Genomic DNA, 14,778 nt, shown 5'->3' with positions numbered 1-14,778 from the left:
ATTAACTGACAATTGAAGACTCTGACTCCGATAACTATTCTATTGCTTATTAAAGACGCGATTTCGGGCAGAAGATATTGCATAATCTGAAAAAAATGGAAAAATCTGGATTTTTTAGGAGTTGTTTCGCTGATGTCCGGTTTCGGATAACTGTGAAAGGTAAGGAGTTTCAATGAGGGTCGGTTTCAGGGGATGTTTAAGCAGATTTCGGGCGACGAGGGCATGGCAACATTCATCAACACCACTGAGACGCTGGTGTCCGAGATAGTTCAATTTTAGCAAAAAAGACAAGAGAAGAAGTCCCCCGAGCAACAGGGCTTCCAGTCCTTTCTCAATGAAATATTTAAGAGGGAAGTTTCAAACCTTCCCTCCATCTGGGGTTTCTGTATGGGTACATCCTTACTTCGGCGCGGGCTGACGGTTTGGGGTCCCTTTTTCAATTTGCGCCGCAATATCGGGGTCCTCCACTTTGAGCCTGCGCAAACCTTCTTCGCGACCATATTGCTGCAAAAGTTGTTGGGCACGATTCGCGCGTTCTTGGAAACTCTTCCGCGGTTCTACAACCTCACCCTCAATAATTTCATTTGGGCGTGGCGTCATTCCAGCGTGTTCATGCATGCCAGCAGCCTCATGTTCCATATCTATTGTGTGAGGGGGTGGAATTGGATTCGGTGGCGGCGGTTCTGCTTGAATTGTTGCCCTCTCATCGCGCAGTTTTCCCTGGATAGTAGGGTAATTACTTTCATTTAGCAGGGCGTTTAAAGTCACTGAGTCGTCGGGTAGAAGTTCAAGTGCTTCAAAGAAAGTTTTGTATTGAAAATCTACACGCGTGTTGATATCTCGGAAATTTTGTTCTGAAAGTGGCGCGTCCCTTGGGAATCCCCCGATTTTCATCTTTTCGTGATAGTATTCCTCAACAATTGCCAATTCATCAGGGGTATTTTCTTTCATCCACTTTCGAAGGTATCTTATCGGTTCAGTCTGACGAATCACCTCAGAGCCCTCCTGATTCCACCTGTTTCCCAGACGGGCCGTTTCAAGTCTTGTCTGCTCTTCTTCGGTTAACCCGAAGAGTTTCTCCTTCAGTTCAAAAAACCGTTGTGCCTCTATTGGTGGTAGGGGTGTTCTATTTAGTTGGACCTTTACGCCTTCGGGAACCTGCGGTATCAAGCTGTGTCCAATGAGGTGATAATATTCGGTCATGTCCGGATCACCCTCCCCAAGTTCTCTTGCGATGGCATGCATTTTCTCAATGGCCAGTTCCGGGGACGTATCCTTTAGTTCCACCGCCGGCGCAAAAGCAGCTAAAATGTCCTTGTCACTAAGCACTGCGGGCGGAGCACTATTTTTACCTTCCGCTTCCATGACGCTTTCTGTTCCCTTAGTCGTTTCACTCTCAGGAGATTGTATTGTATCTTCTGGTCCGTGACTATGCGGGGTGCCTCCTGGGTGTGTATGAACATTTGGATCTACTTTCGCCACCTCCTTCTTGCAACCCGAGCACCCTAACAAAGTTAGCAACGGCGTTAAAAGAAGGAAAGAAAAGACAACTCTTACGATATTTTTTTTCACTTTATAAAACCCTCCTGTCTGAATATGTGAATGAACATTCCCTTTTCTGATCATTCACACCGATAAACAAAAAAAGTTCCAGTTAAAATCTTACGTAAGAGGGCTGCTCAGTATTCGGTTTCTGAATCGTCATTGATTACGTCTTTACTAAAAGACCGACGGAATCCGATAATAAGGGGTTATTGTTGGAGAGGATTGAGCGTTGTATTCAAATTGCTTGAGAGGGGTCCGATTATCTCCTGCTCAAGTCAGTTTAAAAGACTAAAGCTGTCCAGTCGTCCGAGGTGGATAACTAAACAGCTTTAGCTACGATGTGCAGTTAGAAACTGCACTCAGAGACAAAAGCACTATTCAAAACCGCCGACCTTCGCTGCTTCAGGTGCGCGTGTCGGGAGTTCTTTCTTGGCTAACGTGTCTTCAGGCACATAACCGGAGTAGTCAGAAATCTGACCGTGCGTCAACGCATACACCACAACGTTCGTCATGAAACGATAGACGCCGGGTGAATAGTGGACACTCCGTGTCGGGAGACTGACAGACTCCATTGCGCACATGTAGTCACGACGGACAACGATAACGGACAACTTTTCACCGACGGAGATACCTTCGAGGTAGTTCCGTTTCGGTGGACGTGTGCCCCACCAGAAGATGTCGAATCCGACTGGGGGTCCGCCCATTTCATAGAAGTTGTCATAGACTTCGTGATCGTTGGCAATCCGTTCAATCTGATACTCAGGCATAACGTAACGCATCTGTGCGAGGAAGAGACGAATCATCGCCTGCGCAGGCGCGTTCACACCGCAGTCGTCAAAGACAAGGAATCCACCTTTTTCGACGAGGTAGCGGCGCATACCGGCAGCTTCAGTCTCAGTGAGACGGCTATCCATTTTACCACCACCATACTGCCGTCCGAGTAAGTTACGCGAACGGACGAGTGAGGGGTCGTGTCCTGTCATGAAAACGAAGGGTGTTTTGAAGAGGTTCGCATCGGTAAGTTTCAATGCGCCGCCTTCAACGTTCATGTCGGTTTTGATTTTGGTACGTTCGTTGAGCCACTTCGTCAATGCGTTCAAGGAAGAGGCATCAGCCCACCAGTCAGAGAGACTGTGACGGATCCGTGTGAAACGGAATACACCGCGGATGTCTTTACCTTTACCGATAACGCGACCACCGGGTTCGCCTCTCGGCAGGGGTGGTACTTCGACGTTACCAAGGGTGATGTTTTCGACGACATCGCCGAGGGCATCACGTGCGGCACCGACGTTTTCGACCATTGCGAGGCCGGGTGGACGTTCAAAAGCGACTTTGACCTGTACTGCGGTACCTGCGACACCACGACCGATGTTAGCCGGTCCGGCGGAGGGTGCACTTGCGACAGGTGCGGAGAACGCCAAGGCACCGGGTGCGTCCGATACCGGGAGATCTGTATGTGTTACAACCGTTGGTACTGGCGCGTTCGGTGTAACCACTTTCGGGACATTCGGGTTGATTGGTGCGTCAACTTTGACGGTCTGGTTTGAGAATTCGAGTACCGTCTGCGGTTGGAAGCTTGACTTTGCGACAAACGCAGTCGTTACACGCGGTTGTACCTGAACCTGTTCGACAACGACAGTGTTTTGCGTCGGAACAGTCGGCTTAATAACCGGTTTCACGACAGGCTTCCGGACTTTAGGCTTCGGTGGCTCCTTGGGTTGGAGCACTTCGGCACCGACGAGATCTTTAAACTGTTCGGTTTGTGTGACAAGGTAAATGCCAGCAACGACAGCGATGACCACGTGGAGTACCAATGAAGTCATGAAGGCACCAGAGGTTCTTTTTACACTCATTACGTTATTACCTCCAAGGGATATTGTTTGCGTATCCTAAACAAAAAAATAAAAGTTGTTGATGCAGAAGATACATGCAATTTCTATGCCAATGCCGAAAACGCCGAATTTACGGGTAATCTCTGCATCCAACGGGCTAAGCTGCACAAAAACGGGCAGTGAACTCTCTAAGCTGCACAAAACGGGGCAGTTTTTAACAAGGTGTACGGAACGTTATTCGGCTTTTTCCGCTTCTCTGGTAACCTTGATGAACTTTTCGATTCGCGGTTTGCCTTTGTGAAAGCCAAAGATACCAAGGTTGTTTTCGGTGCTGCTGTCAAGCTCATAAATCTTCCACCCCTTATCATCTTTTCTCAAATAGAGGTGTGTTTCCCCGGGAAACGAACCTTTGTAACAGTTGTAGCCTATTGCGGCGGCTTCCAGTTTACTGCCTTTGTAGCGAATCCAAAAATCTGTCAACCTATCGTTCTGTCCCCATTTGTTACCTTTTGTCCCGATCCCGTTCCACAAGCCTAAGATATTGGTTTTGACATCGTTCCAACCTGTGGCTACAGGGACGGGTTCGTTTCCGGCAAAGATAGTCCCAAAGGCAATGGTACTGGTATCAAAGGTTTCGCCGACAGCTTTGATATCGAAATCGTTAAAGGCGTTATAGAATTCAGTGTAGAGGTCTTGAATCGCCTGTTTTTCGGCTTCAAAGTCGATGGGGGGTCTTGAAGCAACAACGGGTTCTTCCGCAGTACTTGAGGTGCTCTCTGTCGGCTTTTCGGGGGCTTCTTCTTCGTCAGTACCACACCCTACAATGCCGATGCTCATGATGCCGACTGCGAAAAGGACAAGCACGAGCCACGTTAATCTCAATTGCATTTCTTTAAATTCCTCCTATAGGTTCATCGCGTAGCCTGCAAACCGATGTTGCAAACTGATCGCATCCAAAAATCGTATTTTCCTACCAAACTGTGGACTTTACGCGCGCAGGGGAAAATTGACTGTCGGATGACTAAGGCACTATACATGCTGTGTTCACACTTTAAAGACATTATACCTTTTTTTCACAACTATGTCAAGTTAATTTGTCGGTGCCGATAGATGTTTTTGTTTTTTGTCAAATCTTGCTATTTTCTCATAACAAATACTCGACATTTTCAAGCGTCTGAATTACGTCGGCAACTTGAATTTTGGCCATACATCCGTCTTCACCGAATCGGCAGATCGCCCCCTTGCATGGTGGGCAATCCGTTTTGCGTTGAATTGTTTGACACTTTACTCCCACGGGCCCAAAGCGGGTTGGATCGCCGGGTCCATAGAGTCCTATTGTCTGGATGCCTACCGCTGCAGCGAGATGCATCGGACCGCTATCGTTGCCGATAAACACATTACATGTGTGCAAGATTGATGCCAACTGTGTCAGGGTTGTTTTGCCGGCGATATTGATAGACTCCGCCTGCATCAGCCGTTGGATTTCAGTGATTATCGGCATTTCGTCTGCCACACCGACAAACAGAATTTCTGCACATTTTTGTGCAATTAGCCAATCAGCGAGTTTTGCATACCGCTCAGGTGCCCACCTTTTTAAGGGAATCGGGGAACCTGGATGGATAGCAATTAACGGTCGTTCTTCGCCAATTTGATGCGCTGTTAGGAAATTGGATGCCCACTTCTTGTTTTCTGCTGTTACCGGGAAGGTCGTGGTCTTTATGGGTGTTGGAATGCCTGCTTTGTCTAAGACATCAAGGTTGCGCGTTGTTTCGTGTATTCCGGTGAACCGTGCGAATCCCAATTTGTTCTCAAATTGCAGCGTTGCTCGGTCAAGACGTTTCGGTGCAACTCGCAGCAGAGAAAAACAGACAATACGCCAATCATTTCGGAGTTCCACTATCAGGTCGTATTTTTGACGGCGTAACGCTCGGTAAAGTTGGAATGTTTGTTTTAGTGAAGTCGGTGGTCCTGTGCGACAAAAAGCGGGAGAATTGTATTCCAGGACCTTATTAACATCAGGATGTTTCTCCAAAACAACGCGGCTCCACACACCGACCAATGCGTGCAGTTCAGCATCTGGATACGCTTGGCTCAGATTGGAAAACACCGGTGTCGCTAACAGGACATCTCCGAGATGATCAAGTTTGACAACGAGAATGCGTTTTGGTGCGAAGGTCTTCGGAAACCAACGTTTCCAATAAAAGAGCCACTGCCCGGCAGCGGAAGTGATTAAAGTGAGGGTTTCGGAGAGATTCTGAAACATCTTTTTTCAGTTTAGCCAATTCGTGGAGATTTGTCAAGAGATATAGAATTCCGACATCAAAAATTTGATAAAAAAGAAGATTGGTGATATGATATACCAAACCACTCACTCAGGTCAAATTCACATCTCGGTCCGAAGATAGTCGTTGCGGAGACGCAATTTTGCGTAAGTCCTGCTAAGCAGAACTGAATGGCTCTGAGAAGGAAACTAAGCGACTGTATACGTTAAGAGTTTGATTGACTATTTTGTCATTAAATGTTATCCTTTCCTTAACTTAGGGAGGTAAATATTATGACTATAAGTATACAAGATTTTTTTTTCATTATTGGATTATTATTTTCTGTACTGGGTTGCACTCGCGATCATGTGGAAACTCATGAACCTGTTGACGTTGAGGCTGCTTTTGAACAAAATATTTTGCCTATCCTCACGGCGAAGTGTGCGCTCTCTGGCTGTCATGTTGCTGATGGTCCCCACGGTTTGGATTTCAGAACCTACGCATCTTTTATAGCCGGAGGTGAGCACGGACCGGCGTTCATTCCGGGAAATGCTGAAGCGAGTGAGATTGTCGAAGAAATCGTTGAAGGCAAAATGCCGCCTCCGCCTCATGATCCGCTAACCGCTGCCGAGATTCAACTTTTTGTTGATTGGATTAATCAACAAGAAGCCCAAGATCATGTTGTCCAACACGAACATGACGAACATAGCCATGAATAGGACACAGACGACGACCATACTGGTGATGACGACGACGATATAGATTTGCTTTAGAGGCTGGTTTTATACCAGCCTCTGTGTTTAACCTGCCTGCTTCTTTGTCAAGATAAACTCTAAACTCACTTGCATTACGCGGTTAGGTGCTGCTATACTATTTTCAATGGTTTCCACCCTTTGCAGACGAATCTTGGCTTATGCAATTTATCAAACACTTCTCAGAGATTGACGAGACAGACCTCCCCCATGTCGGTGGAAAAGGGCTAAATCTCGGAAAACTAACGAGCGCAGGGTTTCGAGTGCCACAAGGTTTTTGTATCACTACAGATGCCTATCGGTCTTCTGTTCAGCATCTATCAGAACAGAATGCGAGCGCGATTAAAGAGGTTGTGTTGTCCCCGGAACTTGTCGCGGAAATCCACACAGCACGCGAGCAATTGCAAACCGGCGCAGTCGCCGTACGTTCGAGTGCGACGGCGGAGGATTTGGCAGAAGCGAGTTTCGCTGGGCAACAGGACACCTTTTTGAATGTAGCGTCCGATGACCTCTTAGATGCGCTCAAAGCGTGCTGGGCATCGCTCTGGTCGGAACGGGCAATCGCCTACCGGCAAACACAAGGAATCTCCGATGAAGGGTTGGCGATGGCGGTTGTCGTCCAAGAGATGTGTGAGGCAGATGTTTCTGGCGTGCTTTTCACAGTCAGTCCTTTTAGGGCGGATGTGTCTATCATTGAGTCGAATTGGGGGTTAGGGGAATCGGTCGTTTCTGGTGCGATTACGCCTGATAGTTTCCACGTATCGCGGGAGACACGCGAGGTTTTGGAAAAAAACGTTGCTACAAAACGTGAAATGGTAACTGCTGCCGGTGTAGGTGAGGTATTGACTGACCAACAGGACGTTCCGAGCCTAACGGATGCACAACTGAAAGAACTCACACAACTCGGTATGCAAATTGAAACCTTCTACGGAAAGCCGATGGATATTGAGTGGGCACTCACCGATACGCAGTTCGTGTTGTTACAAGCACGCTATATTACCACATCCTCCGAACCTACATACCCAACTCCGAGAGCCGATGAGAGATCCGTTGAAAAACTCCGTGAAAAGGAAATACAAAGACTGGAAGCACATACCGAAACACACGGTACGGTCTGGTGTCATCACAACATCGCTGAAGTGTTGCCTGCCCCGTTGCCGATGACTTGGGCGATTGTCAAGGAATTTATGTCGGGTACTGGTGGGTTAGGTAAAGCGTATCGCAGTTTAGGGTTCCATCCGAGCAAACGGGTGAATAGCAACGGTATTCTTGACTTAATCTGTGGACGGATTTACGTTAATTTGAACCGTGAGGCGGAACTCCACTTCGAGGGTTTTCCGTTTGCACACGATTTCGATGCCTTGAAGCAGAACCCTCAACAGGCGATGTATGCGCAAGTACAAACTGATATTACCCGAAGTACTACAGCGTTTTGGTTGAAACTACCGCTCCATATTATTCGTATGAGCAAAGCAGAGATGCAGCTCCGTCGCATTCGCTCGGATTTTGATCAACTGTTAGCAGAAGAGGTATTCCCAGCATTTCAGAAGGAAGTTGAGGCAGAACGAGAACTTACATACGCTGACTTATCAGATGCGGAATTAGTGACGAAATTCCAGACATGGCGCGCCAAAACATTGGACGATTTCGCGCCAAAGGCTCTTACGGCTACATTGCTCGCCGGGTTTTCACTCCAACGGTTGGAGGCAGCACTCCAAAAGCACCTAAATGAGACAGCGGCAAAGACACTCGTGAGTAGGCTCATTAGCCGCGTTTCTGGGAATCTTACCGTTGAAACGAACGAGAAGTTATGGCAGGTGGCAGATGAGGACTTGGCACTTACCGATTTCCTCAAAGACTATGGGCATCGTGCTGTTGACGAGTTTGAACTTGCACAACCGAGGTGGCGTGAAGATACGACCTATCTTGAACAGATAATCGCATCTTTTCAGCGAGAAGCTTCAGACACAGACGCGCAACAAGAAGGTGCTTCACATCTTGCGCGGCAAGCGGAACAACGTGATGCTGCGGAGACAGAACTCGGTGCGATCCTTGGAGATAAGGCGAATTTGCGGAAACAGATTGAGAGTGAACTGGATTTCACAAGGCGTTATATGCCTTTAAGGGAAACAGCGAAATTTTACCTGATGCTCGGCTATGAACAGGTTCGGCGCGCCTTACTTGAATTGGATAATCGTTATGAACTCAATGACGGTATTTTTTATTTAGTGCCAGAGGAATTAGAACGACTAATTGACAATGATGATTTCGGTGATATTATCGCCACCCGAAGAACTGAGCGGAAACTTATGTTACAGATTGAGATGCCGGATGTCATTTTCAGTGATGCCCTGGAACAGATCGGCGCGCCGGTGTCAATTGACCCAGCGGAAATGTATACTGGCGTAGGTGTTTCCGCGGGCATCTCAATGGGAAAAGCACGTGTGCTTTTGACCCCCTCGGACGTGAATCCATCTGACCGCGATTACATTTTGGTGTGTCCATCAACTGACCCTGCGTGGACACCGCTTTTTCTGCATGCGGTGGGTTTGGTGATGGAGCGCGGTGGAATTTTGTCACACGGCGCGGTTGTCGCGAGAGAGTACGGTGTCCCTGCGGTTGCTAATGTTCCGAACGCAACGCAACGTATCGCTGATGGACAGATGCTGCAGATTGATGGAAATCAGGGAACAGTCTCAATTTACCATGAAACTTCATAGTGGAGAAGAGGAACATGCTATTTGATGCCTATTGGGATAAACGACAACAAAAACGTCGGAAAATTCGCAGGGCGTTACTCATGTCATTGGTTTTACACGCCGTCGCGATAGGAATTATGAGTATCGGTTACATTCGGTGGTATCGCCCGATGCTTCCGTCAGAACCATTGGTGTCTGAAGCCATTGCGGTGACAGAATTTCGACGTTTTCATGTCAGTAGCACTCAGAAACGTTCGATGCCAGCGCGGGGTTCCACGCCTGGGCATGCGAAGCGTTCATCTGCTGCCAATCAAAACACTGCAAAGCTGACGCATTCAGCACCCCCGACGCTATCTAATGCCTCAATCCCTGTGTTAAAAACAGATGCCCGGCTACCGATGGCAGAGACTTCGCTACGCGAACACACGACAGAAACGCCAGCATGGAAAACAATCGCAGCCGCACATGCAAAGACACCTACAATTGCACCCAAGCCCAAAACATCTCAAGGACAAACCGAGGCAAACGAAACCGAAGGTCGTAAAAGTCATGCCCAACCTATTGACAGAGACGCTCGGATGGGCGAGGCACTCGAAGGCATCGCGGAGAGCATCGCCGATGGCGAATCCGAAACTGCTGTTGACCTCGTTTTTTTACTTGACATTAGTGGGAGTATGATAGATAATATCCGCGCAGTCGGCAGGCAGTTGCGTCGAATGGTAACGGTATTTGAAGAGAAAGGAATTGACTTTACACTCGGCATCGTTATTTTCAGGTATCTTGAGCGTGATACGATCATCCATCCACAGACGCGAGATAGCGAGAAATTCAAACGGTTGTTAACGACGCATGTCGTTGCTGGTATGGGCGATGAGCGGGCACACAACGCCATGATAAAAACGATTCGCCGCGTCGATTTCCGTGAGGGTGTAAACCGTCGATTTGTGCTTGTTACCGATGAGTTTACTAAAGGGTCTTACACGCTATCGGAGGTCTTGAAGCAGTGCTATAAGAATAACATCACAGTGGATGTCATTGGCATTAATGATATGACACATAGGGCACTAACAACGAAAACTGGGGGACTCTGGTTTCCCATCCCAATACAAGAATAGCGGTCAGCAATCAGCGGTCAGAAGAATAACTTTCAGTTAAGTGATCTGCTTTTAACGAAAACTTAGCCCGTAACGAAGTGGAGGGCGGGCTTACGGAAAGGCGTTTCAAATTTCCAAACCACCTCAACGAACCGCAAGGAAAATCAAAAAAATGAAATGGGCATTGAATACCTATCAAACCTGCCAAGAGTGGGAATTAGGGCGGATACTTGACACTGCTGAAGCTACTGGCTATCACGGTGTCGAGTTATTAATGGACTATAAACAGAAACACGGATTTGAGTGGGATACCCCAAGAGAGACTTGGGACGGCTTGAAGGCGCAGGTTGACGCGAGTGGGGTTGTTATCTCCTCGCTGACGAGTTGTCAGACTTTCCACTCCGAAAACGCTGCCGATCGCGAGGAGACCGTCCGTCGTGTTACACGCGTTATCGACATGGCGGAATTTATGGGCTGCGATCATGTTCGTGTGCTCGGTGACCGGTATTCGGAAGAGAATCGTGAAGCAGTCGTGGGGTATGTCACCGATGGATTGAAAGCTCTCGGCACCTATGCCGGTGAGAAAAATATTACGGTCTCTATCGAGATGCACGGTTCTTTTACAGATCCGGACTCAGCGATGGAAGTGATTGAAGGTGTAAACCTTTCAAACGTCGGTTTTGTTTTCAATTCACAATTTGTCGGGTGTGATGCTGGTAGTATTGAACCGCTCTTTTCGCGCGTAGCCCCTCACATTACGGCGGTACACACGCACAGGGTAGAGGAACCCGCGACGTTTGATCTCTACCGACAGATGTTCCAATGGTTGGATCGCACCGGTTTCTCAGGCTACATCTCCAACGAGTGTGCCTATACGGGCCCTGATCCAGAGAAGGTCCTCGCACTTTATGTAGGACTTTTCAAAGCGTTTGTTTGAAAATGGACACTCCACAATTAGCACATCTTTATAAACGGGTGGCAATCCCCAATGCATTTCTGAATGAAACAGCGGGAAAGGCGTGGGGCGGCGATATCCGCATCGGCGATCTGACGGGCGATGGTACTGTCGATCTTCTGGTATATAAATCGCTCGGAGGCATTCATCCGTGTTTCCTCGGCGCGTTTACGCTTGAAGGTGAACCGCTCTGGTCCCTCGGTGACAAACATCTTGAAATCAGAGACGCAGATGCCACAAATACGTACCTAACAACCCTCTCACCCGACCGTCCCGGTCCCGTTGCTATTTATGACATTGATGCCGATGGACAGGCAGAGGTTATCTGCTTCTGGATAGATGAAGATGCAGCAGAGGCGAGTAAGTGGGATTTGTCTACCGTTTGCATAATGATCTTAGACGGTGCGACGGGTGCTCTTAAACACACAGCCGCACCGAATGCATTGCGTCAGTGCAATGCGTACGCTGACGGTGAACTCCAGATATCTAACTATGTCCATCAGCGGTTGATGATTGCGAATTTCTCTGGAAATTCACAACCGCAGGATCTCGTTGTCAAGATAGGCGTGAATCTGCTCGCCTTTAACCACAGGTTGGAATTACTTTGGCAATATACCGACGAATGGTTCCGTTATCCGAAGCATTCTGCCTATATTCCGGCAGTCGGCGATTTTAATGGTGACGGACTTGATGAGGTCAACGGCGGTAATTTCGGACTCGCAGCGGATGGTACAGCACTTTGGAATCGCTTCTTCGGGGATAACATGGATTCGGTTTTAGTTTCCGAGTGGAATGGAGCCAAACGGGCGATTCTCTCCGGTGGTGGACAGGTAGTTGATGCAGAAGGGAATCCAATTCTCTCGCTCGGTTTTGATGTTGTACCGCATGGACAGGAAATTCGGTGTGGTAAATTACTCTCCGATGCGTCCGAAGATGCCTTGGTTATTCGTTATAATGGACATCATCCGGATCTGATGGTGGTGGACAACCGTGGGGAAATCAGAAGTCGATTTCGCGTTGATGAGACCCCGAACAACACGGGGCTGGAGGTTATCCGTTGGCACGCGGTCGGGGATCCCGAATTGATTTATAGTCCGGTTGCACTTTACGATGGTGCCGGAAATAGAGTGGTAACGTTCCCTGAACTTCCACCTCCGACGGGTGGAAAAATGGGGTGGTATCACTGCTTTCCTGCGGATGTCTGTGGTGATGCCCGTGAAGAGGTTATCCTTTACGATCCTTATAGTGATGTGGTCTATATCTACACACCGCCGCCGTTTCAACCCGACCTGTTCGGTGGATATCAGCATACCGAAAGACAATATAATACGCGGTTAATAGATTAGTAAGGAGTTGTCGGTTTTCAGTACGGTTTTTCTACGAAAAACCTTTCAGTTAACAGTTAAAGAGGTTTGCTGTTGCTTGAACAGTAACCTCAACTGCCACAATAACTCTCTTAACTGAAAACTGTTAACTGATAACCGATAACTATAGAGAATGGGAATTAATGTGGTTAATAAATTTCTGCTTATCTCAATTGATTGTTGGCGGTATGACGCGCTCAGCCGGACGAATCCGCTTTTCAATACGCCGAAGTTCGATCTGCTGACGCAGGATTTTTCGCTGGCTGAAAAGTTTTTCGTGGCGGCACCTGCGACCCGCCCCTCCCATACCTCCTATTTCACGGGACTCTACCCGTTTGAACACGGTGTCTACGGTCAGACCTATCTCAAGATGTTTGAGGGTATCCCAAACCTGTTTCAGTTATTTAGTGATGCGGGGTATCATATCACGGGGCGCTCCGAGCGTCCGGAGGTGTTCCGTTTCCTTGATTTTGAGCCGTTCATCACATCGGTTGATCCGGATGCGAAAGCGCAACATCTCGGTTCGCTTGAAGACCTGATAGAGCACCTAAAGCAACCCTCGGATACACCGCAGTTCTGTTTTCTGCATTTTTGGTACACACACGGTGGTTATGGCATGAGTGGGATTCCGGGCGCACCAAGCCTCGGTTCGCTTGTGAGTCGCGGTAAAACAGATGAGGCGTTACAGTTTTACTACGCTGCAGCGACGCACATACTTGAGTTTAAATTGGTCGAAATCCTGAAGCAACTTCAGCTCCCAGAGTGGGCAGTCTTCATTTTCGGGGACCACGGTGAAGGTATCTGTGATGAGCTTATTGATCATGGCAGTACGCTCAACCAGAACGTCCTGCACGTGCCACTATTGGCGCATATTCCCGGTGTGACGGACTTAGCATTTCCGAAACCTCCGATTTCAGCGATAGATCTGTTCCCAACGGTTCTGAACCTTGCCGGTATTGATGTGGATTATCACGGGTATGGACAGGACCTGCTATCTCCATCAAAATTTGATGAAAACCGGTTGGTGTTGTCGGAGTTGGATAGCCTTTATGGTATCGGGTTTCTCAGTCGGGACAACTTGGAGATGCCGCATCATCGCGTGACTTCTCGGACGACGGTTGACAATGTGGAGATTAATAGATATTCGGAAGGTGTGCGGCTCTGGTCACTGACGGACGGTGAGTATCTCTACCGTGAAGATGAACAGACGGGTGAGTTTGTGTACCGACATGTCCTGAGCAGCGAAGATACCGCCTGTGAGGACCCGGATCGTTTCCGTGATGCTTATGATGATATTTTGGTGAACTCCAATTATCAGCACCTGCAGGTGCAAGAATCCACGGCAGAGGAAACAGAAATTTTAGAGGGCAAGTTGCGGGATTTGGGCTATGTTGAGTAGACGCAACGCTCGCTATAACCTTCTGAGAGAATCCCCACTGAAATTTATTACATCTTTATGTACGTGCTTTGCTATCATTATCTTTAGCGGATGCGCTGCAAAACTTCATCAGGCAGAAGTGATCTCCCTTGCCGACATTGTCAACAATGTTGAAGCACACGGGGTCAACTCAAAATACAAGGGACAGAAGGTTACGATCACCGCTGCTGGCAGAATTTATCCGAGTGCTGATGGGGATCCTCCAACGTTAGAACTGTTTACGCATCACAATAAAGTCCATTTTTTTATCACGGACTCAGACGCTAAGTCTGTGCACGATCACTATTATTTAAACTACATGGAAAGCGATCTGGCACATATTCGAGGTCATACGACTTACACCTTCACACTTCTTATAAAAGACATTTCCGAAAACATAACTACAGGCGGAAATCGTTTCTTCACCATCCGGTCTGATGTCCCTGAACACACCGCGAAAGCGGATATTGAAGTTATCGACACGACGCTTGAACAGATTGTGACGGGTGATCAGAATTATGTTGGGAAAACAGTACGTCTTCAAGCGACTGTTTCACTTGATAGGCTAAACGAACTGCTGAAGATTCAAGATGATATTGACCCGGAATTGGTAAAAAATTATTCAGGTGCGATGACGCTTGCCACCAATAATAAGGATGTGACATTTTGGATTATAGACGATGTTGCAGCGGGTGGTTTCTTTCCTTCAAACCTCGAAAAATATAAGAATCATCAGACATATACGTTTACACTCTACATTGAAAGGATCGTGAGAGATAAAGGACAAGTCGAGATTACCACGGGCATTGCCGACGATTAATGCAACGCTTATTTACAGGAAAGACGCTTTCACTGTCAG

12 protein-coding genes are annotated in these 14,778 nt (G+C 47.8%); 7 read left to right on the top strand and 5 right to left on the bottom strand.

Annotation, left to right across the window (positions count from 1 at the left end):
• Positions 1 to 114: 114 nt before the first annotated feature.
• From OXH00_00235 to waaF, 5 genes are all read right to left on the bottom strand, one after another.
• Positions 115 to 291 carry a hypothetical protein gene (locus OXH00_00235; GenBank protein ID MCY3739424.1) on the bottom strand — a complete coding sequence of 59 codons (177 nt, stop codon included), beginning with the start codon at positions 289 to 291 and terminating at the stop codon, positions 115 to 117.
• A gap of 108 nt (positions 292 to 399) precedes the next feature.
• Positions 400 to 1,482: a hypothetical protein gene (locus OXH00_00230; GenBank protein ID MCY3739423.1), complete on the bottom strand. Its 1,083-nt coding sequence runs from the start codon at positions 1,480 to 1,482 to the stop codon at positions 400 to 402.
• A gap of 437 nt (positions 1,483 to 1,919) precedes the next feature.
• Positions 1,920 to 3,398, bottom strand: coding sequence for a DUF4159 domain-containing protein (locus OXH00_00225; GenBank protein MCY3739422.1), 1,479 nt, complete (start codon positions 3,396 to 3,398; stop codon positions 1,920 to 1,922).
• A gap of 213 nt (positions 3,399 to 3,611) precedes the next feature.
• Positions 3,612 to 4,265, bottom strand: coding sequence for a hypothetical protein (locus tag OXH00_00220; protein ID MCY3739421.1), 654 nt, complete (start codon positions 4,263 to 4,265; stop codon positions 3,612 to 3,614).
• A gap of 256 nt (positions 4,266 to 4,521) precedes the next feature.
• Positions 4,522 to 5,640, bottom strand: a complete 1,119-nt coding sequence (waaF, locus tag OXH00_00215; GenBank protein ID MCY3739420.1) for a lipopolysaccharide heptosyltransferase II — start codon at positions 5,638 to 5,640, stop codon at positions 4,522 to 4,524.
• Between the two features lie 291 nt (positions 5,641 to 5,931).
• On the opposite strand from waaF, the gene OXH00_00210 reads away from it, so the two are divergent.
• The 7 genes from OXH00_00210 (at position 5,932) to OXH00_00180 (ending at position 14,739) form a co-directional block, all read left to right on the top strand.
• Complete coding sequence (locus OXH00_00210; GenBank protein ID MCY3739419.1) at positions 5,932 to 6,357, top strand: hypothetical protein; 426 nt, start codon at positions 5,932 to 5,934, stop codon at positions 6,355 to 6,357.
• Positions 6,358 to 6,551: 194 nt separating this feature from the next.
• A complete protein-coding gene (locus tag OXH00_00205; protein ID MCY3739418.1) occupies positions 6,552 to 9,110 on the top strand; it encodes a PEP-utilizing enzyme in 2,559 nt (852 codons plus the stop codon).
• A gap of 14 nt (positions 9,111 to 9,124) precedes the next feature.
• Positions 9,125 to 10,204: a VWA domain-containing protein gene (locus OXH00_00200; GenBank protein ID MCY3739417.1), complete on the top strand. Its 1,080-nt coding sequence runs from the start codon at positions 9,125 to 9,127 to the stop codon at positions 10,202 to 10,204.
• A gap of 151 nt (positions 10,205 to 10,355) precedes the next feature.
• Positions 10,356 to 11,120 carry a sugar phosphate isomerase/epimerase gene (locus tag OXH00_00195; protein ID MCY3739416.1) on the top strand — a complete coding sequence of 255 codons (765 nt, stop codon included), beginning with the start codon at positions 10,356 to 10,358 and terminating at the stop codon, positions 11,118 to 11,120.
• A 2-nt stretch (positions 11,121 to 11,122) separates the two neighbouring features.
• Positions 11,123 to 12,484 carry a hypothetical protein gene (locus OXH00_00190; protein ID MCY3739415.1) on the top strand — a complete coding sequence of 454 codons (1,362 nt, stop codon included), beginning with the start codon at positions 11,123 to 11,125 and terminating at the stop codon, positions 12,482 to 12,484.
• A 163-nt stretch (positions 12,485 to 12,647) separates the two neighbouring features.
• Positions 12,648 to 13,901, top strand: a complete 1,254-nt coding sequence (locus OXH00_00185) for a sulfatase-like hydrolase/transferase (GenBank protein MCY3739414.1) — start codon at positions 12,648 to 12,650, stop codon at positions 13,899 to 13,901.
• Positions 13,891 to 14,739 (top strand): hypothetical protein, encoded by an 849-nt coding sequence (locus OXH00_00180; protein ID MCY3739413.1) that lies wholly within the window; start codon positions 13,891 to 13,893, stop codon positions 14,737 to 14,739. The genes OXH00_00185 and OXH00_00180 overlap by 11 nt, the downstream gene beginning before the upstream one ends.
• Positions 14,740 to 14,778 lie beyond the last annotated feature (39 nt).

The sequence above is a fragment of the Candidatus Poribacteria bacterium genome, assembly GCA_026706025.1.
Classification (GTDB): Bacteria; Poribacteria; WGA-4E; order WGA-4E; family WGA-3G; genus WGA-3G.
Note: the sequence above shows the minus strand (reverse complement) of the source record. Positions and strands in the feature narration are given on the sequence as shown.